Annotated in this window: 21 protein-coding genes; 12 read left to right on the top strand and 9 right to left on the bottom strand. The window is 49.5% G+C overall.

Annotation, left to right across the window (positions count from 1 at the left end; translation table 11 throughout):
- A partial coding sequence (gene hemH / locus AC2JC8_RS00450) for a ferrochelatase (protein WP_484594022.1) occupies positions 1-687 on the bottom strand: 687 nt, incomplete at its 3' end.
- A gap of 42 nt (positions 688-729) precedes the next feature.
- Between hemH and AC2JC8_RS00445 the strand changes: the two genes are divergently transcribed.
- The 7 genes from AC2JC8_RS00445 (at position 730) to AC2JC8_RS00415 (ending at position 6,730) form a co-directional block, all read left to right on the top strand.
- Positions 730-1,890 carry a site-specific integrase gene (locus tag AC2JC8_RS00445; protein WP_484400090.1) on the top strand — a complete coding sequence of 387 codons (1,161 nt, stop codon included), beginning with the start codon at positions 730-732 and terminating at the stop codon, positions 1,888-1,890.
- Entirely contained in the window at positions 1,887-2,519 is a 633-nt protein-coding gene (locus AC2JC8_RS00440; RefSeq protein WP_484400089.1) for a class I SAM-dependent methyltransferase, read from the top strand. The genes AC2JC8_RS00445 and AC2JC8_RS00440 overlap by 4 nt, the downstream gene beginning before the upstream one ends.
- 7 nt (positions 2,520-2,526) lie before the next feature.
- Positions 2,527-3,156 carry a cob(I)yrinic acid a,c-diamide adenosyltransferase gene (gene cobO / locus AC2JC8_RS00435; protein WP_484400122.1) on the top strand — a complete coding sequence of 210 codons (630 nt, stop codon included), beginning with the start codon at positions 2,527-2,529 and terminating at the stop codon, positions 3,154-3,156.
- A 102-nt stretch (positions 3,157-3,258) separates the two neighbouring features.
- Positions 3,259-3,972, top strand: coding sequence for a UMP kinase (gene pyrH, locus AC2JC8_RS00430; protein ID WP_484400087.1), 714 nt, complete (start codon positions 3,259-3,261; stop codon positions 3,970-3,972).
- 30 nt (positions 3,973-4,002) lie between these two features.
- Positions 4,003-4,542: a ribosome recycling factor gene (frr, locus tag AC2JC8_RS00425; RefSeq protein ID WP_484400086.1), complete on the top strand. Its 540-nt coding sequence runs from the start codon at positions 4,003-4,005 to the stop codon at positions 4,540-4,542.
- Positions 4,539-5,702, top strand: coding sequence for an NAD(P)/FAD-dependent oxidoreductase (locus AC2JC8_RS00420; RefSeq protein ID WP_484400085.1), 1,164 nt, complete (start codon positions 4,539-4,541; stop codon positions 5,700-5,702). The genes frr and AC2JC8_RS00420 overlap by 4 nt, the downstream gene beginning before the upstream one ends.
- On the top strand, positions 5,699-6,730 hold the full coding sequence (locus AC2JC8_RS00415) for an esterase-like activity of phytase family protein (RefSeq protein ID WP_484400084.1): 1,032 nt from the start codon (positions 5,699-5,701) through the stop codon (positions 6,728-6,730). The genes AC2JC8_RS00420 and AC2JC8_RS00415 overlap by 4 nt, the downstream gene beginning before the upstream one ends.
- On the opposite strand, the gene AC2JC8_RS00410 is transcribed toward AC2JC8_RS00415, so the two are convergent.
- The 4 genes from AC2JC8_RS00410 to AC2JC8_RS00395 all read right to left on the bottom strand — a co-directional run bounded on the left by AC2JC8_RS00410 (position 6,701) and on the right by AC2JC8_RS00395 (position 11,596).
- Positions 6,701-7,870 (bottom strand): transaldolase, encoded by a 1,170-nt coding sequence (locus tag AC2JC8_RS00410; RefSeq protein ID WP_484400083.1) that lies wholly within the window; start codon positions 7,868-7,870, stop codon positions 6,701-6,703. The genes AC2JC8_RS00415 and AC2JC8_RS00410 overlap by 30 nt on opposite strands.
- A 48-nt stretch (positions 7,871-7,918) precedes the next feature.
- The gene (locus tag AC2JC8_RS00405; RefSeq protein ID WP_484400081.1) at positions 7,919-9,727 is read right to left on the bottom strand and encodes a peptidoglycan D,D-transpeptidase FtsI family protein; all 1,809 of its coding nucleotides are present in this window, start codon (positions 9,725-9,727) and stop codon (positions 7,919-7,921) included.
- A complete protein-coding gene (locus AC2JC8_RS00400) occupies positions 9,711-10,205 on the bottom strand; it encodes a hypothetical protein (protein ID WP_484400080.1) in 495 nt (164 codons plus the stop codon). Before AC2JC8_RS00400 ends, AC2JC8_RS00405 begins: the two co-directional genes overlap by 17 nt.
- An 86-nt stretch (positions 10,206-10,291) precedes the next feature.
- A complete protein-coding gene (locus tag AC2JC8_RS00395; protein ID WP_484594019.1) occupies positions 10,292-11,596 on the bottom strand; it encodes a lysostaphin resistance A-like protein in 1,305 nt (434 codons plus the stop codon).
- 88 nt (positions 11,597-11,684) lie between these two features.
- Here AC2JC8_RS00395 and AC2JC8_RS00390 point away from each other — a divergent pair, with 88 nt between their 5' ends.
- Together AC2JC8_RS00390 and AC2JC8_RS00385 are read left to right on the top strand one after the other, a co-directional pair.
- On the top strand, positions 11,685-13,007 hold the full coding sequence (locus AC2JC8_RS00390) for a histidine phosphatase family protein (protein WP_484400078.1): 1,323 nt from the start codon (positions 11,685-11,687) through the stop codon (positions 13,005-13,007).
- Entirely contained in the window at positions 13,004-14,293 is a 1,290-nt protein-coding gene (locus AC2JC8_RS00385) for an amidohydrolase family protein (RefSeq protein WP_484400076.1), read from the top strand. The genes AC2JC8_RS00390 and AC2JC8_RS00385 overlap by 4 nt, the downstream gene beginning before the upstream one ends.
- Here AC2JC8_RS00385 and lepB read toward each other — a convergent pair.
- Complete coding sequence (gene lepB, locus AC2JC8_RS00380) at positions 14,226-14,870, bottom strand: signal peptidase I (protein ID WP_484400075.1); 645 nt, start codon at positions 14,868-14,870, stop codon at positions 14,226-14,228. The genes AC2JC8_RS00385 and lepB overlap by 68 nt on opposite strands.
- Positions 14,871-14,923: 53 nt before the next feature.
- Between lepB and AC2JC8_RS00375 the strand changes: the two genes are divergently transcribed.
- A complete protein-coding gene (locus tag AC2JC8_RS00375; RefSeq protein WP_484400074.1) occupies positions 14,924-16,273 on the top strand; it encodes a dihydroorotase in 1,350 nt (449 codons plus the stop codon).
- Positions 16,274-16,275: 2 nt separating this feature from the next.
- Here the strand turns inward: AC2JC8_RS00375 and AC2JC8_RS00370 are convergent, their stop codons facing one another.
- Entirely contained in the window at positions 16,276-16,521 is a 246-nt protein-coding gene (locus AC2JC8_RS00370) for a Nif11-like leader peptide family RiPP precursor (RefSeq protein ID WP_484400073.1), read from the bottom strand.
- A 62-nt stretch (positions 16,522-16,583) separates the two neighbouring features.
- Between AC2JC8_RS00370 and AC2JC8_RS00365 the strand changes: the two genes are divergently transcribed.
- Positions 16,584-18,089, top strand: coding sequence for a hypothetical protein (locus AC2JC8_RS00365; protein ID WP_484400072.1), 1,506 nt, complete (start codon positions 16,584-16,586; stop codon positions 18,087-18,089).
- Here the strand turns inward: AC2JC8_RS00365 and AC2JC8_RS00360 are convergent.
- On the bottom strand, positions 18,058-18,426 hold the full coding sequence (locus tag AC2JC8_RS00360) for a 2Fe-2S iron-sulfur cluster-binding protein (RefSeq protein WP_255132324.1): 369 nt from the start codon (positions 18,424-18,426) through the stop codon (positions 18,058-18,060). The two genes, AC2JC8_RS00365 and AC2JC8_RS00360, sit on opposite strands and share 32 nt — an antisense overlap.
- Positions 18,427-18,543: 117 nt before the next feature.
- Here AC2JC8_RS00360 and AC2JC8_RS00355 point away from each other — a divergent pair, with 117 nt between their 5' ends.
- Positions 18,544-19,221 carry a class I SAM-dependent methyltransferase gene (locus AC2JC8_RS00355; RefSeq protein ID WP_484400070.1) on the top strand — a complete coding sequence of 226 codons (678 nt, stop codon included), beginning with the start codon at positions 18,544-18,546 and terminating at the stop codon, positions 19,219-19,221.
- A gap of 262 nt (positions 19,222-19,483) precedes the next feature.
- On the opposite strand, the gene AC2JC8_RS00350 is transcribed toward AC2JC8_RS00355, so the two are convergent.
- Complete coding sequence (locus AC2JC8_RS00350) at positions 19,484-19,930, bottom strand: hypothetical protein (protein WP_484400069.1); 447 nt, start codon at positions 19,928-19,930, stop codon at positions 19,484-19,486.
- Positions 19,931-20,086 lie beyond the last annotated feature (156 nt).

The raw sequence follows: 20,086 nt of genomic DNA, 5'->3' as shown, positions 1-20,086 counted from the left end.
GTTGTTGCGATTAAGGGTTTCCATTATCAGCCGCGCACAATTTTGGATCTCGCTTTGATATGGATCACCCGCTTCTTCTACATAACTTTTAGGAACTCCATGGGCACTAAAAAACACATGGGCTGTGGCTGGATCTATGCAGGCGTCTAATTCTTTAATTATTAATTGCACCATCGCTTTGAGGTAGCCAGGGTGGTCGTACCAACTGCGAATTGCCCGCAGCGGTAATTGGGCAAAATCGGCATCTGCCTGTTGCAGCCGCTGTAATTCCCGAAAACTGGAACCGCTTGTGCTAATTGAAAAATGGGGGTAAAGAGGCAAAACCACCACTTGATCAATTTCATCTGCTTTCATGTCGGCAACGGCCGATTCTGTAAATGGGTGCCAATAACGCATCGCCACGTAGGTGGTTGCCTCCATGCCCCTCTGGCGCAGCAGGCTTTGTAATTCCCTGGCCTGGTGATCTGTGATGCGCCGCAAAGGGGAACCCCCTCCAATAGAGCGGTAGGCCTCCTGAGACTTACCGCTGCGCAAGCTGCTTATCAACCAAGCAAGTGGCTTTTGAAGCACTGGAAGCGGCAACCGAATAATTTCAGGATCCGCAAATAAGTTGTATAGAAAAGGCCCTACATCTTGGATACGCTCTGGGCCCCCAAGGTTCAGGAGCACAATGCCGACCCGGCCCATGCTCATTTCTTTCAAACTGCCTCGAGCTTAACCGCTATTGCTATGGGTGTTCCCTTTGCAGCAACACTTGCCCAAAGCAACAGTGCCTTGCGTTGCACAGGTATTCGTTTACGGCTTGAACAGCGGGGGCAGTTGCTTTGTCTTCGCGGGCCATTACCCCAACGCAGTGGCGCAGAGGGGTTGCGGGTGCAGCGCTTAAGCACTGGCTTAAGCGCAAATCAGGCTGGTTTGGTATTGGCTCTAAAACAACTGCATCAGGTGCAGATGGAGGTAAATCAAGGTCTTTTTCAGTGGCCCTCAAGTTCTATAGATGTTGACAATTCTTCTCTGCATTCTCAGCTGCAACGCTTTGAAGAATGGTTTTTTAATGACCCCCGCCGTCGCCGTAATCCCGCTGGTGCACGCACAACTTGGACAGCCGCCTATCGCCCCTACCTCAACCGTTTAAAAACCATTTTTGAGGAAATTTCCAAAACACCTTTAAAAGAAAAACTCTCTGCAAAGTTGCTAGAGCGGGTATTGGAAACCTATCCATTAGCAAGCAGAGCCCGGCAGCAATGCGGCACGGTGCTTGCGGTGTTGGCTCGAGAGGAAGGGGTCAGCTTGCCGCCAGATTGGTCGGAAAGGGCCGCAGGCTATGGCCTGCATCAGGCCCAGTTTCGTGAATTACCCAGTGATGCCCAAATCCTTAAAGGCTTTGAGTTGATTCCAAATCCCCGTTGGCGCCTGGCCTACGGCTTGATGGCCACCTACGGGTTGCGAAATCACGAGTTGTTTTTTTGCGATTTTTCAGGTTTTGATCAGGATCCTGCCGCTGTTGTGAGGGTGCTTCCCACCACCAAAACCGGCGAACATCAGGTGTGGCCTTTTCAGCCGAATTGGGTAGAACATTTCAATTTGCGCCAGCTTGCAACTGATTCCAGCTTGTTACCGCTTGTTGCCACAGACCTTCGCCGCACCACCCTGCAGCAGGTGGGTAGAAGGGTGGCTGAGCAATTTCGCCGTTATCAGCTTCCCTTCACCCCATACGACCTCCGCCATGCCTGGGCCTTGCGCACCATTCATGTGGGTTTGCCCGATACGGTGGCAGCCCGCATGATGGGGCACTCCGTGGCAATCCACACCCGCACTTATCACCACTGGATCACACGGCGTGATCAACAGATGGCGGTGGATGCTGCCTTGGCGCGGCGCAGCGCATGACATCCCGTCCGCTCAGGCAGTTGGCCTATCGCTATCGCTGGATCTACGACAGCGTTACAGCCGTTTCTTCTGTTGCCGTAGGTGGAGTTCAGCGGTTGCGATCTCTCGGGGCGGAGGTATTGATTGATCGCTTACCCCCGGGATCTGCCGTGCTTGATCTTTGTTGCGGCAGCGGTGATGCGGCGGCGCCATTAATGGCTGCTGGATTTGATGTTTCGGGGTTGGATATATCAGCTAGGGCCCTTGAACTTGCCGCTAAGCGTTATCCAGCATTGAAGTTGGTGCAAGGGCTAGCCGAAAAGCCTCCATTAGAAGCATCAACTTTTGCTGCCATCCAACTCAGCTTGGCGCTCCATGAGTTTCCAGCAGAGGAGCGTTGGTGTTTGCTGGAAGCAGCTAAAACCCTTCTGCTGCCTGGGGGGTGGCTTGTGATTGTGGATCTACACCCGGCGGGTGCAGGCCTGGCTCCTTTACAAAATCTGTTTTGCGCAATGTTTGAAACAGAAACAGCAATTGATTTTCTGGCGCTTTCTTTGGAGCAGGAATTAAAAAAGCGCGGCTGGCAGGTGGAACGCAAAGATCTGCTGGCTGGTGGCACCCTGCAACGATTGCTTTGCACCCCTGAATAATGAAATCATGAGTGAACTAAACCCTGTAGCTGCTAACGCGGAACTGGAATCCCATCGTTTGCGGATGGAACGCCGCAAACAGGTGCAAGATCAGCGGGTAGGGGAGCGAAACCTAGAAAAAGGTTTGGTGCTAGTACACACCGGTCTCGGCAAAGGCAAAACCACAGCAGCCCTTGGCATGGTGCTTCGCACCCTTGGTCATGGCAAAAAGGTGGCGGTGGTGCAATACATAAAAGGCGCCTGGGAACCAGGTGAAGCTCTTGCCTTGCGTCGCTTTAACGACTTAATCAGCTGGCATGCCTTAGGTGAGGGTTTTACTTGGGAAACCCAAGATCGCGCCCGAGATCAAGAGCTGGTGGAAGCGGCGTGGCAGCAGTCTTTGCTGCATTTGCGTGATCCAGAGATGCAGCTTGTTTTGCTAGATGAGGTAAATGTGGCCATGAAGCTTGGTTACTTGCCTCTCGAGTGGGTTCTTGAAGGCATTGCTGAGCGGCCAGCTGGCACCCATGTGGTGTTAACAGGTAGGGGCGCTCCCCCCGGATTAATCGAACGGGCTGATTTGGTTACTGAGATGACGATGGTTAAACATCCTTTTCGAGAGCAAGGGGTTAAAGCTCAGCAAGGAATTGAATTTTGATAACCCAACTAATTTAATTCTTTTTTAAGTTGCTTCAGCTTGATACTAAATAGCAAATTTTTTTTAGGGCGGTTGCTACTGTTCGCCGGATAGAGGTAATTGATGGCTTACAAAAGGGTTCTGCTCAAGCTCAGTGGTGAGGCCTTGATGGGGTCTCAGGGGTACGGCATCGATCCAGCCATTGTGAGTGCGATTGCTTGTGATGTAGCTGCTGTTGTGGCAAGCGGCACCGAGCTAGCAATTGTGGTGGGAGGTGGCAACATTTTCCGCGGCCTCAAGGGTTCTGCTGCTGGCATGGATCGGGCCACTGCCGACTACGTGGGCATGCTCGCCACGGTGATGAATGCGATCACATTGCAGGATGGGCTCGAGCGTGCTGGCATTCCCACCAGGGTGCAAAGCGCTATAGCAATGCAGGAGGTGGCAGAGCCGTATATCCGTCGCAAGGCAATTCGTCATCTTGAAAAGGGAAGGGTGGTGATCTTTGGGGCCGGTTGCGGCAACCCCTTTTTCACAACAGACACCACAGCAGCCCTAAGAGCAGCTGAGATCAGTGCAAATGTGGTGCTTAAAGCCACCAAAGTGGATGGGGTTTACGACCGTGATCCAGTGAAATATCCCGATGCTGTGCGATATGAAAGCCTCACTTTTCAAGATGTGTTGGCAGGCGAGCTAGGTGTAATGGATTCCACAGCTATTGCACTTTGTAAAGACAATTCAATTCCAATAGTGGTGTTTGATTTATTTGGTGCTGGCAACATTTCCCGTGCCGTTGCCGGTGAAGCAATCGGCACCAGGATCACCCCTTCGGCCTAATCTCTAAACACTTTCGATAGCTGGCATCCCATGGACCTTGAAGTAAGCATGCGTAAAGCGTTGGATTCAACCCAACGGACTTTCAATACAATTCGAACAGGTAGGGCGAATCCATCACTGTTAGACAAAATCATTGTTGAATATTACGGAGCTGAAACACCTCTCAAATCTTTGGCAACTATCTCTACGCCAGATTCACAAACCATCCAGATTCAGCCGTTTGATAGTGGCGCGATGGCTCTGATCGAAAAATCAATCTCAAATAGTGATTTAGGGCTAACAACTAATAATGATGGCAAGGTAATAAGAATCAATATTCCACCTTTAACCACCGAGCGTCGCAAAGAGTTTTGTAAGTTACTAGCTAAATATGCAGAGGAGGGGAAGGTTGCTTTACGTAATATCAGGCGCGATGCTATTGATCAAATAAAAAAGCAGGAAAAGGATGGTGAATTGTCGGTAGATCTTAGCCATGATCAACAAGAAAAAGTACAAAAAATTACTGATAAATCTATAATTGAGCTCGAGAAATTATTAGCAGATAAAGAAGTTGATATCTTGAAAGTGTGAGTGCTTCCAGGCTGGATGTGGCTGTTATTGGCGCCGGTGCCGCCGGTAGCTCAGCCGCGTACCACCTCGCCCGTTTAGGACATTCAGTAGCGGTAATTGAACCTGGCCCCTGGCCCCAAGCAAAACCTTGCGGAGGGGGAATGGCAGCCTCAGTTCAAAGCTGGTTTCCCTGTGATCTTGCTCCGGTGGTGGATCGAGTAATCGATCAAGTGCGCTTCACTTGGTGTCTGGATGATCCTGTGCTAGCGCCACTTCCAGGGGAATCCCCTTTTTGGATCGTGAGAAGAAAAAAGCTAGATGTTTTCCTCCTAGAGCAAGCCCAAAGCCATGGGGCTGAATGTTTGTTTGGTTTTGGTGTAAAAGCGATTGAACGCGATTCCAATGGATGGCGTTTGCAATTGAGAGCTTCTGGCGGCGACCAATATCTTTGTTGCCGCGCCCTTGTTTTAGCCCATGGCTCAAAAGGAGATCTCACACGAGAGCTGGGCTTAGGTGATCCCAAACCAAAACTTGCCTCTGCTTTAGCTGTGGAGTTGGAGGGGCCAGTGCTCGATGAATCAACGGCTCGATTTGAATTTGGCCTTGTTAAACATGGTTTTTGCTGGTGTTTTCCAAGAGAGGGTGGTTACAGCATTGGCGTAGGAACTTTTTTGGGTGATTCATCCAAAAATGATGCAACTAATTACGATAAAGTTTTGAATAAATTATTGCCAGCACTTGGTTTTGAGGCCGATGCTGGCGTGCGACGCCCCTGGCCTCTAAGGGTTTGGAATGGCCATCATCCCCTACATGGGCATGGTGTAGTTGCTGTTGGAGATGCCGCTTCGCTTGCGGATCCTTTCCTCGCAGAGGGATTGCGTCCAGCTTTGCTCTCAGGCGTGCGCTCTGCCGAGGCCCTGCACCGTTGGTTGGGGGGAGATCTCGCTGCTTTAGCTAATTACACAGCAACAATGCGGGCTGAATGGGGCGAATCGATGCAATGGGGGCGGCGCATTGGCCAGGTGTTCTATCGATTTCCAAAAGTTGGCTATCAACTTGGTATTAAACGACCCACAGCTCCCCAAAGAATTGCTCAAATTCTTAGCGGTGAGATGGGTTATGGCGATATTGCCCAACGGGTAATTCGTCGCCTTGGTGGCAGCATGCTGGGTTTGAAATGATAGATACCGCGTTGCTGCCTTGCCCATTATCCGCTGGATGGCAATTGCTTTGGCAAGAAGAATTGCCAAAGCTATCCGCTAAAGGGGAGCCGATCGGTGGATTTTCTGCTCTACAACTTCTCACTAAATTTGAAAATAAATCTATGGCTAAAATTAAAAATAAGTTTCCCCAACTTCTTTTACTTAGTGATGCTCAACGCAGCTTCACGCTCGCGGCTGAATGGCGTGGATCCCTTTTGAATCCTCGCTGGAAATTGGGGGAGCCAGAACCAATTCAAGGGCTTCCATCAACACCCTTTGATGGGGAGGCGATAGTTCAATCTGCAGGTTATTGGTGGATGGCGAGTGAAGCCCGTAACAGCGAAACACAACCTGCTGAATTGCTGCAATTAGATAAAACAGCAGCTTTTAGTTTTGGTTTAATTCAGAGATTTCCTCTGCCGGATCAATGGCAGCCGGCTGCTGAAAGTGGTTTGCTGCCAAATCAAGGTCCGGAAGCGTTGTTGGCTTTGCCGGGCCAACAGCTGTTGTTGGCGGCAGAGCGTCCCCTTCGCCAAGATCCCAGCTCTGAATTGCGATTGCTGTTGGCGCAAATAATTTCAACGCCCGCAAAGAAAATCAAAGTTGAATTCAGGCCCATCGGCACACCGCTTAGCTACCAACCCGAGGCTGGCGCGGAGGCTCATTGGGGCTTAACGGATCTAATCGCTCTGAAAAATGGTGGTTTCCTTGCCCTTTGGCGTGGATATCAAGAACCGCAGAAATGGTGGGCGCGGCTAGAACTTTTCCCATCTGTGCCATTAACCGAAACAAAACAAGCAGCGCTGAAACCGATTGCCCATTGGGATCTAATCGGCTTGGGTTTAATGCCAGACAACTGGGAAGCTATGGGAGAAGGGCCACGCCTAGGCGATGGCCGTCCCACCCTGTTGCTTGCCAGCGACGATAATTTCAATCCGCTGCAGGCAAATCGTGTTGCCTTGCTTGCACCATTGCGATTAGCGGCTTGTGGCAAGGGCCGCCCCTAGGCCGCCCCTTACATCCTCTGGCATTAAGCGACCGTCGTGATCAATATCAAGAGCATCAAACACCGCATCGCTACCAAGCCATTCTTCTCGAGTAATACAACCATCTCCATCAAGGTCGTTAAGTAAAAAGATTTCTTGGGCAGCATGGGCAAAGGCAGCACCGCCTTCAAGTACAGCCAAGCGATGGGCTAATTGTGCTTCCAGGGTATCAATTGCTTTGCTAAAGCCTTGAATTCCTTCATGTAATTTTTCATGGGCCATGCGATCTTCCTGCATCATTTCGCTGAAATTATTGGCATCAATGCTGAACTTTTCAATGGTGGCACCCGGAGCCGATGGATTTAGTTTGCGGCTCAATTCAGCCTCAGTGTTGCGTAATTGGTCTAGTAGTTTTGGAGAAATTGTAAGTAGATCACAACCTGCTAATTCAATGATTTCATCTAAATTGCGGAAGCTAGCTCCCATCACTTCTGTTTTGTAACCATAGGTTTTAAAATAATTGAATATTTTAGTTACTGAGATCACACCTGGATCCTCAGGGCCTGGATAGCTGTCGCGGCCTGAATCTTTCTTGTACCAATCGAGAATTCTTCCAACAAAAGGAGATATCAATGTGATTCCTGCCTCCGCGCAAGCAACGGCCTGAGCAAAGCCGAATAGGAGCGTTAGGTTGCAGTGAATTCCTTCTTTCTCTAGGGATTCAGCTGCTTTGATCCCTTCCCATGTAGAGGCAATTTTTATCAGTACTCGATCATTAGTGATGCCAGCGTCATTGTATAAACCGATCAACTTGTGTGCTTTTGCAATTGTTGCTTCGGTGTTAAAGCTGAGGCGAGCGTCAACCTCGGTTGAAACCCGGCCAGGAACAATTTTAAGGATTTCCTTACCAAAACTCACGCAGATTTCATCTAGGGCTTCACCAACAACCTCTTCAGCAGGGGCATTTGCTCCGATCAGGCTGCGGGATGCCCTCAATGTGTCGTCTATTAGGTGCTGATAGGCAGGAATTTGTGCTGCCGCCAAAATTAAGGATGGATTTGTGGTGGCATCTCTTGGGGTGAATTGTTGTATTGCTTGGAGATCGCCGGTGTCGGCTACCACCACAGTCATGCCTGAAAGCTGCTCGAGCAAGGTCGCCAAGGTATTGGTGCGATTGGTTTTACCGTAGCTGCGCTTTTTAATTGCGGTTCAAGCCTTGCTTAAGGTTTTATTTGAAATTCTGGGTTTGTTAGGGGGAATTTGCTCAATTACAAGCAAGGCTTCAATAATGCTTTTCGCAACTGGTGCTGCAACAGTTGAACCATAGGCATTTCCCCCCTGCGGTTCATCAACTACCACCAACACCACGTAGCGAGGATCGTTAATCGGCAGGTGGGCCACAAAACTGGTTATTCGTGCTCCAGAGATATAAACGCCATTGGCTGCTTTCTGGGCTGTGCCGGTTTTGCCTCCAATGCGATAGCCAGGCACCTGGGTTGCTTTTCCGCTCCCTTTCTCCACAACGGTTTCAAGCCAATTCAACACAAGAGCACATACAGCTGGATCGAGCATTTGCAGGCCATTTGCAGGGCCAGCAGCAGCCAAATTATCGCCACTACGCAAGCCACGGGTTATGTGAGGACTCACCAATTTGCCTCCATTCACCAACATTCCATGGAGCTGCAATACTTTTAGGGGGGTTAAAGCCAAGCCTTGGCCAAATGCTGCAGTGGCAGTTTCTATTGGATTTTCAATAAAGGTGGAACGTGATTTGAGCTGACCACTCACTGCTCCTGGCAGGTCGGTGTCTGGCGCTGAACCAATACCAATGCGATCCAGCCACTGCCAATAAATCGCTGGCTTCAGTTTTTGCATTGCCTTCACCATTGCCACATTGCTTGAAACCTGCAATGTGGTGGGTAGATCAATCAAACCATATACCGATTTATCGTTATTAAATATTGGCCAGCCGCCAATTTGTAGAGATCCCGTGTCATTTATTCGTGTACTCGCGTTTAACACTTTTTCCTGCAATCCAATCGCTATATTTATTGGTTTAAAAGTTGAACCGGGCTCGTAGATATCCTGCACCGACCACTCTCGAAATAAGCCAGGCTTATGTCGCCAAAATTGGTTTGGGTCGTAGGTGGGCACTGATGTGAGTGCTAATAATTCTCCATTCCTGGCATCCATCACCATGGCAACTCCGCGTTTGGCGCTCCATTTTTTTACCTGCCGCGCCAGCTCCATCTGAGCTACTCGTTGCAAACGGGTATCAAGGGTAAGTTGCAGTTTTAAATCGTCCCGAAACATGCTGCCGGCTCTTAATCCATCCGGCAGAGGCGTGCCATCACCACCTCGGCGGATACCAATGCTGCTTTCTTGACTGCGCAGATCTCTTTCAAGACTTTGCTCAAGGCCAGCTTGGGGTATGCGTTCAAGGTTTAAGAAACCCACCACATTGGCAAATAAAGGCCCTTGGGGGTAAATGCGTTGCGGACCGTGCTCAAAATCGATCCCATCAATGCGAAGCGCTTTAAGCCTCGAGCTAATTGATGGTTCCAGATTTGTGGCAAGTTTTACACCTGAACGTTGTTTGCCCATTCGGGCCACCAACAGATCGGGATCCAGGCCCAGCAGCGGGGCGAGGCGAGTAGCAACCTCCTTTGTGCTGCGGCGTTGGCCTGGATCATCACCTGGAAAATGAAAATAGCGGGGATGGGCCCAAACAGTTACCCGTTCCTCGTCGATGGCTATAAGGCGACCTTCACGATCAACGATGCTGCGGCGCCTACCCAACGGATCAAGTTTTTCTGTTTGAACCTGGCGCGCCTTTGCCTCAAGTTTTTGCCCCTCCCTTACTTGCAACCATCCCAACCTGATGGCTAATCCCCCTAAACCTATTAATAAAAGAGAAGCAACAGCTATTAAACGCGCTGTTGGCACAGGGTTTAGATGCAACACCCTATGCCTGTTACCAGCAGATTTGCGGGGAAGAGTTTTAGTAACCACTGGCAATTACAGAAAAACTCAAAGGGCGATGTATTTGATCTACGGCTTCTCGCGCCGACGGAGGTTGGGGGATAAACACAAGATCTTCGCTGCGGGTAGCTACCAACGCGCCGGGCTGTTGCGCCTTTAAAAGATGAAATTGTTCAAGAGATGAGGTGGTTTCCAGAACTCGATGTTGCAGTTCTTGAGCCGAGTTGAGATCACGGAAATCATTGCCCCAACGGTTTTGCCAGTGCAGTGTTAATCCTGTAAAAACAACAGCTGCAACTCCTGTAGCAATTAAACCTCCATCAGCAACGCGATGCAGGCCGGCTAGCCAAGGCGCCTGCCGTTCTACCCGTTTTGCCGACAACGAACCTTGAAGTAATTCAAGATTGCGTTTCTGCCGTTGGGCCTTTCGTTGAGCCACTTTAGCCCTACGTAAATCAAGTTCCTGGTCTTGCGGCCTAGCTTGAATATGACGAGTGGATAACGATGCAGCCACTATTTATGGAGCGCGCACTTGTTCCGCCAGTGAACCATCAAATCCAGGTGGTGGCAAGGGGCCTCAGGAAAGTTTTCATTATTTAGTTAGCTCCCCAACATAATTAAGTTGAAAAAGGTAAGGCTGTTCCATAAACCATGCATCACAACACAACTAAATAAACTGCCGCTGCGCAGCCGCACCCAGCCCAGGCTGAGCCCAAGCACTGTTAGTGGAGCCGCTTCGCTAAGGCTCAGGTGAGCTAGCGCAAACACCAAAGCACTGATTGCAACCCCGGCAAAATTGCCCCAGTAGCTGCCAACCACTGGCATTAAAACCCCGCGAAAAAGTATTTCTTCAAACAGTGGAGCTAGTACCACGGCGGTAAAAGCAAGCAGCGCTAGGGCTGTGCCATTGCGTCCATCTAAAACCTGTTCCAGTAAAGGGTTGCTTCCCCCGGCCTGGGGCCAAAATTTCTCAACTAGCCAGCCCACTAAGGCCACCAGTGGCAACGCCATTAATAAACCTTTTATTCCTTCCGATAGAGCGATCCAGCTGGGGCGCCATTGCAGGTTGAAAGCTTTAAAACCCCAAATTAAAAGTAAGGCTGGAGCAGCCGTAAAACTATATAAACCCATAACTAATGCACCACCACGGGCTGCTGGTTCCAGTGGCAATAATTCGATAGCTTTTGAAACCAAAGGTAGTGCCAGCAGGGGAACTACAGCTTCGCCAAGCACTACGAAGCCGCCAGCAACAATAAAAAGTGTTTCCAGGAGCGTTAGTTGAGGTCCGCTTAATTCAGGGGCCTGCCCCAGCCGATTACGCCATATTTGCCACAGCAATCTACCGAGCAACAGCACTCCAGTAATTACCCCCGCTAACGGCAAAAGACTTACAAGCATTAAACGGGTTTTGGCCTGATTAATTACTGTTGGCGCCACGCATAGATTTGAGGGCAAACCAAGTGCTTCGCAGCTCAACAGCCGATAGATAGGACGTTCTGGTAAAGGTGGGATAGGTAATTTCTTATTAGCTAAATCAGCAACTGCATTCTGATCCAGTAATGCAGTTGCCAGGCTTTGTTGTTGAGGGTTGCCGGTGTTTTGAACAGCTTGAAAATGAGACCTAGCAGCGTTTTTTCTACCTAATCTCTGCTCTATTAAACCCTGCTCAAGCAAACCTTTAGGGCTGCCAGAATCGCTGCTTTTTTGTATTGCCTCAAGCAACAATTGTTCGGAATTTTTTTCAATTAATTGCTGAACGATCGGTAATTGCGCGCCTTGTTTTGCTAAAAGGTTTAGCTCCAGCTGCCTTTGCTCTAAAGCGTTACCCACCCCGGGGCGATCCAAACTATCAAGTAAGGAAAGGCCCCAAATTAAGCCCGCCAGCGCCAGGCTAAGCCAAGCCAACAGTGTGATAGCAAGGGCTGTGCTCTTGTGCTGATGGCTAACTGGCAACGGTGCGTTCTACGATGTTGTTTAGATCCTAAAGAACGCTGTGGCAACAAGGATTTTACTGGTACGCCACGGCCTGAGCAGCTTCAATATTGAAGGCCGCATTCAGGGGCGTGAAGATGCTTCGGTGCTTAGTGAGGCAGGGGAACAGCAAGCTCGCCTGTTGGGTGCTGCCCTGCATGAACTTGAGTTTGACGCAGTTTGGTGTTCACCATTGCAACGGGCCCAACGCACAGCCCAATTGTTGTTGGGAGCCCATGGCGGCAACAATGCAATTACCAGCAGTGAACTTTTACTAGAAATAAATCTCAGCCCTTGGTTTGGCTTAACCCGCGAGCAGGTTGCTGAAATGCATCCACTTGCTTATCAACAGTGGAAGGAAGCTCCTCACCAATTTCAACTGCAGCAGCCAGATGGCAATTCTTATTTTCCTGTTCAAGAACTCCATAGCCAAGCTTTGCTCTTTTGGCAGAAGCTTCAAGAGCAGCATCCGCCCGAATTAGATCACACTGTTTTAGTTGTTGCCCATAACGGCATTTTACGTTGTTTATTATTGGCTGCACTTGGCCTTCCAGCTAGCAATTTCAACCGCTATCGCGTCAATAATTGTTCTTTATCAGTTTTAAATTTGCGCCCCGGTGGCCTGGTGCAAATCGAATCTCTTAATACCATTAACCATTTGGAAAATCCGCTGCCGCAGCGCTCCGGCGGACCGAGGCTGTTACTTGTGCGCCATGGTGAAACCAATTGGAATCGCGAGGGTCGTTTCCAGGGGCAAATCGATATTCCTCTAAATGCAAGGGGGCAAGCCCAAGCTCAGGCTGCCGCTTTGTTTTTAAAAAAGTTTGAATTAAATCGTGCTTACACAAGTTCCATGGCTCGGCCAAGGCAAACAGCAGAAGCAATCCTTTCTGCCCAATCAAAAGCTTTGCCCCTTACCAGCTGTGCCGGACTAATTGAAATAGCCCATGGAGAATGGGAGGGATGCTTAGAAGAGGAAATCAAGGCGGGTTGGCCAGATCTGCTAGCTGCTTGGCAAAGTGATCCCCATACAGTTGAGATGCCCAGCGGAGAATCTATTCAACAGGTATGGCAGCGATCGGTGCAAACCTGGAAACTAATAGTTGCAGGTTTAAATAATAATGAAACTGCCTTAGTGGTAGCCCACGACGCTGTTAATAAAACCATCCTTTGTCATTTGTTAGGTTTGTCTCCGGCTGATATTTGGGCGGTGAAGCAGGGCAATGGTGGGGTGAGTGTGATCGACTACGGCCTTGATGGGCTGGGGGAAGCAGTGGTGTCTGGTTTAAATCTCACCGGTCACCTTGGTGGAGTGTTGGATAGCACTGCCGCTGGCGCGTTGTGAAATTACTGCTGCGCAATCTGCAGTTACTGCAGGGGCCCGATTCAAGCTTGAGATGCAGCTCTGTTCTGATTAAAGATCGCCAGCTAATCGCTTTTGATCACGAGGCGGAAGTGTTAGCGGAAGCCGATCCTGAGGTGCTTCAAAAGCAGGCCCAAAGCCAATGGTTAATGGCTCCAGTGCTAGTGGATCCCCACAGCACCCTTGAGGATCCCGTATTGGGATCTGCCGAAACACTTGGAAGCCTTGGCACTGAATGTGCCGCTGCTGGTTACGGCAGTGTTGCCCTATTGCCCCAGGGGCGCTGTTGGCGTGATCGCCCTGAACAACTCCAATTAAAGTGGCCAGATCCGATGCAGTTGCACTGCTGGGGAGCCCTCAGCCTTGCTGGAGAAGCAAAACAATTTGCCCCCCATGCTGATTTATTGCAGGCTGGGGCCATTGGCTTGGCGGAAGCAAATGCAATCCTTCCTATGGCACTACTTGAGAGAGCTTTGTTGTTGGGAGAAGCCCTGCAAGCTCCCCTTTTAGTGGCACCGCGGGATCCAGTATTAAGCCATGGAGGTTTTGTACGGGAAGGGGTTGCCGCCTTACGGCTTGGTTGGCCTGGTGATCCTTATGTGAGTGAAACCGTGCCTCTTGCCAGTGTTTTGGCCCTCATTTCAACAACTGCTCAAGTGGCTGCATTGCGATTAATGAATATCTCCACTGCAGCGGCTATTGATTTGTTGCAGCAAGCGAAAACGGCGCCCAGGGCAAGCGTGAGTTGGTGGCATTTGTTAACTCACAATGCCTTGCTTCATCCTTTGTCTGAAGGTTGGCGGGTGCAGCCTTCTTTAGGGGGCGCCAATGATCGCAGCTCTTTACGAGAGGCATTGCGCTGCGGTTTATTGCAAGCGGTGGCTGTGAATCACTGCCCCCTTGACCTTGAAGAACAGTTGCTACCCCTTGATCAGCGCCGCCCAGGGGTAGCTGGCTATCAAGCGGTTTTACCAAGCCTTTGGCAAGCTCTGATCACCGAAGCTGGCTGGAGCGTTACTGAACTTTGGCAAGCTTTGAGTTGGGGACCTGCCGCTTTCCTTGGTATTGAACCAGAAACCCTTAAATCAGGATGTAGCCGCTGGTTGTTATTCGATCCAACCCATCCTTTTCATTATCAACCCGGCAGTTTTGCCGCTAATCGCCCTCTTCCTGCTGCAGCTCTTGTTGGCCAGGTAATTGCTACGGGGTTGCAGTTGCCGGAGGCTTGGCGCCTGGATCCGGGCTTAAGAGAGATCCAAAACTGTTGAATGGCCAAAATCTGAATAACGCTCTGCCAATTATTTGATCGTGAGGAACAAAATTTGTGCCGGGCCATAAACGCCCATCCCAACTATTAGCTCGGTTATCTCCGAGCACCAATACCGATTCAGGAGGCACAACTGTTTGGAGCGGTTTGCATGGAATTTGGCTACAGAAATTATTTACATAAGGTTCAGTAATCGCAATGCCATTAACTTTCACAAAACCTTTCGGATCCACTATCACTCGATCCCCGCTTATCGCTACCACTCTTTTTATATAGGCATCGCAAGCGGGTGTTTGTATGCCCGTAAGGGCACTTACAAAAGGTATGTTAATAATAAAGCATTGAATTGGGCTGGTTTGGTAAGTGCTTTTTAAGACGGGATCAAATGCGTGAGGCGCATTGAAAACGATGATCTCACCCCGTTGCGGGCTGCGAAAACGATTAGTTAATTTATCTACCATTAATCTGTCGTGAACTTGCAAGCCAGGCAACATTGAACCTGAAGGGATATAGCGAGCTTCAAGCAAAAATTGCCTCAAGCCCAAAACCAACGCCAATAGCAACAGTAAATCTTTCAAGCCAAACCAAATTCGTTAAGCCACACTAGATGCAATGCCGCTGAACGCTTGCTATGGCTGAAGGAAATCTGCTGGTGCGCGGTGGAAATGTGCTGCAAGCCAATGGCAGCCTCAGATTGGTTGATTTAGAAATCCAGGCTGGTTTGATCAAGGCTTGCCACGAAATTTCACCCTCCAGTTGGGATGGCTTGGTGCTTGAAGCCCATGGCTTAACCGTTATTCCTGGAGTTATTGATCCTCAGGTTCATTTTCGTGATCCTGGCTTAACCCATAAGGAAGATCTAATTAGTGCTAGCAGGGCTTGTTTACGGGGAGGTGTAACGGCATTTCTAGAGATGCCAAACACAATTCCACCAACCATTTCAGCTGAAGCGCTTGAGGCGAAGCTGGCACGGGCAGCAGCTGTTAGCCGCGTCCATTACGGCTTCTTTTTTGGAGCATGCGGAGATTGCTCAAATCTTGAGGCGCTTAAGGATCCAGGCAATGCCTGCGGCATCAAAATGTTTATGGGTAGCGGTAAAGGTTGCCTTGATTGTGGTGATATCAATGGCCAAGAACGAATTTTCGCCACCGGCAACGCCCTCATCGCAGTGCATGCAGAAGATCAAGAACGCTTGCTGCAACGCCGTGAAGCCCTTCTCAAGCAATACCCCAACCCTGCTGAGCGCCCCCCTGATCTGCATTCCCAAGTGCACGACCCTGAAGCGGCAATGCTTGCTACCAAGCGGGCTGTGGAGTTTTCCAACCGCTACAAAAGGCGCTTGCACGTGTTGCATCTCACTACCGGAGCAGAGGCTGAATGGTTGCGGCATCACAAAACAGCTCTGATTAGTACAGAGGTAACGCCCCAACATCTGCTTCTAGATAGCAATGCTTACGCACTTATCGGTAGCCATGCCCAAATGAATCCCCCTTTGCGCACAAGTGCAGACCGTGAATTGCTCTGGCAGGCCCTGCTGGATGGGGTGATTGATTGCATCGCCACTGATCACGCCCCTCACACTCTTGAGGAAAAAGCTAAGCCTTATCCCCATAGCCCCTCTGGAATGCCGGGGGTTGAAACAGCATTACCTTTAATGCTCACCCAGGTGGCTTTAGGTCGCTGCAGTATTGGGCAGGTTTCCAGTTGGATGAGCAAAAAACCTGCGGAACTCTATGGAATTAAAGGTAAAGGTGTGCTGGAGCCAGGATGGGACGCTGATCTGGTGCTGGTAGACATGGAGCATTCTCGCCCTGTACTGCGTGAGGAGCTGGTGAGCCGTTGTGGCTGGAGCCCGTTCGAAGGTTGGGAGCTGATCGGTTGGCCCGTGGCCACCGTGGTGGCAGGGGTGGTGGGCTACGAGCGCGGGCAGTTCAATGAAGCCTGTAGGGGAAATCAGTTGCAATACGCCAAAATTGCCTAGCCCTAGCCAGGAATAAATGATCGCAACTTGCGAGCTTCCTCTCCTGCCCGCTGCTGAAGCTCCTGGTCGCTAAGGGATGCCTCTTGCCTTGCTTGGGCGGCCAAAACATCCTGCTCACTCAAATCGTATCCCGCTTGAGCTGCAAGCTCTATAAATTCCTCAAGATCCAATGGCTTGCTTAGCTGCTGAGTGAGGTTTGGATCTAAACGGGCCTGTTTTAAAAAATCGTCTAGCTGTTTAAGTGCCATCGGTAGTCACCAAGATCAAGGCAAGTTACTACCTCTAGCCTGGCGATATTGAAAAAATTTCAATGGTGCGACCCCGCTGGCTTAAAGCTCGTAATTGGCGCAACCAATTACAGATCAGACCCCTGGGGCATGGCTGGGATCAGTTTGTAGCGATTTGGGCCAGCATTAATCTCTTATTAGTTATTTTTGATGTTAGTTATGTGCCTTTGCGTAATTTTTGGTTACAACGTCAATTATATCTCCTTCCGGGAGTTTCTTTAGCGATACCACTCACATTTTTACCAGACCTTACATTAATTTACGACCCCATTAAAGGCATTGAGCCCCATCGTGATACTCAGAATTTTATTGAGAAATGGATATTACTGGATCAGCAATTACTTGGCAAAGGTGTTGCAAACCCCGCAAGCAAAAAACTTCTTGAGCAACAGCTTTTGCTTACAAATCAATTAATATCAGAAAATCCCTTTTTAGCGGCAAATAAAACCGGCACCCTTGAACGTATAAAAAATCGTCTACGGCAACGCACAGGCTTGGAATCAGCTGCTCAGGGGGCAAGCAAATTATTTAATCCTGAATGGATCAAGATGAATACTTGGAGCCAAGAACGTTTATTTTGGCAGCAGGAGATTATGCCATTAATTGCAACAAATTATTGGCGTTCTATTGATGAAGCCGGTAGGCCTACAGAACGGTTTTGGCGCATTGATCTTTTGTGGTTTCAAAGTGTATTTTTCTTGGATATTCTTTTGCGAGTGCTGCAGTTAAAGCGCCGCTTCCCAGGCCTTTCTTGGCGGGATGCAATACTTCGCCGTTGGGTTGATTTCCCACTCCTGTTGCCATTTTGGCGCTTAACTCGGGTGATCCCTGTGGCGGCTCGCCTCCGCAGTAGCGGCGTAATCGATGCAGAGCCTGTGCGGGTGGTGGTGAGCCGTGGGGTAGTTGCTCTTCTCGCTGTGGAGTTGATCGAAGTAATCGCTCTTCAAATTGTTGAGGGGATTCAGGCATTCATTCGCTCCCCGAATTGGAAACAACGAATAAAACGTTTGGGTACACCAGATAGATTTCAAAATGCTGAAAAGCAAGATTTTGAAGGTTTATTGCGTATATGGCTTCCTTTATTGCTAGGTAGGGTTTTACCAAGTTTGGCTCCTCAAGGGCGGGAACTTTTAGCTTATGGATTGCAACGCAGCCTTGTTAAGACTCCCCTTTCTGCCCCGCTACAAAAATTTCAACCAGTGCAATTGGCGGAAAGGGAATTTAGCCGGCAATTAGCAACAGGAATAATAGAAGCGCTTCTAGATCTATCTAAAGGTACCGCTGCAGAATTAAGTAGAGACGATCAACGGGTAAAAGATTTATGGGTAGGCGCAGGTGAGGCTTTTTGGCAAGAATTGGGAAATGCCTTAGGTGAGTCTGCAACTTTGGAGCAAAGTCAAACTCTTCTAGCTGAAATGTTAGAAGAGCTAAAACTTACCTATCTATCGGGTATCAATAGTGCGGGTGTTGATGGTTTGTTAAAAAAACTAGAACAGTTTAGCGACGGAGAATTGGTAACAGAGCCTTAAGCGCACCAAGCAAACTGTTTGAACCTTGCCCGGCGCCGTCGGCTGGGCGAGTTCTAACGGTTATATCTCCGTTAACGCTGGTGCGGCAGCTGAGCCGGTAGCTGGCCGGACGATCAGCCAAGTACACCTCTTCAACATCGGAGCGGGGCGAGAGGTTGTTCATGCCCTCCACCACTTCCATCACACAGGTGCCGCATTGGCCCACGCCACCGCAATTATTCAGATTGTTGAGGCCTTTATAAGGATTGATACCAGCATCGAGAGCAGCTTTGCGTAGGTTTGCCCCTTCAATGCAACCAACCTGCTGGGCTTCTTGCTCAAATCGGATGGTGGGCACGGCGCGCAAATCGTTTAGATGCAAGCCAACTTAACCGGCCGACTGCTGTTATTTGGCCATAAGGGCCAGCTTTCCTGCTCTGCCTAACATTTAGAAACTCTGTTTTGCTTCTTAAATATGGAGAATCCTCCCCTAAGCCCAGCTTTAAACGACAAGGCGGAACGTCAAATTCCTGGCTATCGCAGCTTGGCTCGCCTTGCAGTGGCGCTCCTAAGTGGTTTCCCTACAGCCGCCATTGCAGCTGCCCCAGTGCTGGTGGTTGGTTGCGGCACCGGCAACGAGTTAATTGAGGCAAGAGCGCAAAGGAAAGATTGGCAGCTCACAGCAGTGGATCCTTCCCTAGCAATGCTTGAGGCAGCGCGTCAGCGGCTTGGTGACGACGCCCATCATGTGGATTGGGTGCAGGGGCCAGTGGAAGACTTACCTGGCAAGCAGCGGTTTGCCGCTGCAACTGCCGTTCTAGTGCTGCAGGAGCTGGCTGATGACGGCTCAAAATTACAATTTCTTGTATCCCTAGCTCGATTACTGCAACCGGGAGCACCTCTTTTGCTACTTGATTTGATGGGTGGGGGTAGTGGATTAAATGGCGCCATGGAGCAGCAATTCCTTGCAGCCCAACATCAATTCCAGCTGGCCAGTGGCCTGGAACTTGAACTGAGCCCCAATTGTGAAGGTGTATTCCCAATCGGTGAAGCCAGGCGATCCGCCTTACTAAATGCTGCTGGATTTAGCGATCCAATCCGAGTTTTTCAGGCGCTGCAATACGAAGGAGTGGTGGCGATGCGTCGCCAATAAATAAATCATTTGTTGATAACGGGATGATTTGGTCCCCCAATACACAGAATATTGGTATTACTAATGAAGCAATACCAATGCCTAAACCGGTTAATTCAGCAAAAGGATTAAAGCCCCCACTGTGGGGTTCTCCATTTTGTTCTCCATCCGTTTCTAAACCGAGAGTCATACAAAGAAAACAACAACAATCAATTCCGATTGCCGGATTTGATCAATTCCATGATGGCAGCAAGAACAGATTCCTGCAGTCATTCGGTTTGGATCAGGCAACATTGCGCTTCAGATCCCGTCGCGAACTTAGTTCGGTAGCAGGAGTGCCCGTTGATTCTGTGAGTAGTTGACGGATATCTCGCAGCTCTTCAAGGATGCTGCCTAGGAGCTGCTGAGTTGCTGAATAAGGTGAATTCAGCACTTCAACTGTTACCTCTTTGATGCGCAAAACATCGCGAGCAAAACGGGCAACTTCATTGGGATGAAAAAGCAGGGCCTCTTTTTGGTCGCTGCGATATTCAGGATTTAGCTTGCGGGGGTTAAAAGGAGGATTCAGGTTGCGTGGATCCGTGTTTGTGTAGCGGTATACAGATGCCCTTGAACGATTAAGTGCCCGCTGAACATCGTCGATTGAAGTGAGTTGATCGCCATTGCTAGGAGCGGCAATGACCTCCTCTGAATTATCAACGCCGTAGGCCACTGAAGATATGGCAACCATGAGACAGCTCTTAGACAGGTGGGATTTCGCCAGACCTTAGCAGATGTTTTTCGCTCGTCTAGTGCCGAATTGAACCTTATAAAACGAAAAATAATTGACTTTTGTTTTGTTGCTTTCGCGGCTCGGTGATAGCTTCCGATTTGGCATCTAATTTCC

The organism is Synechococcus sp., assembly GCF_982614295.1.
This window is presented reverse-complemented; position numbering and strand designations above follow the sequence as displayed.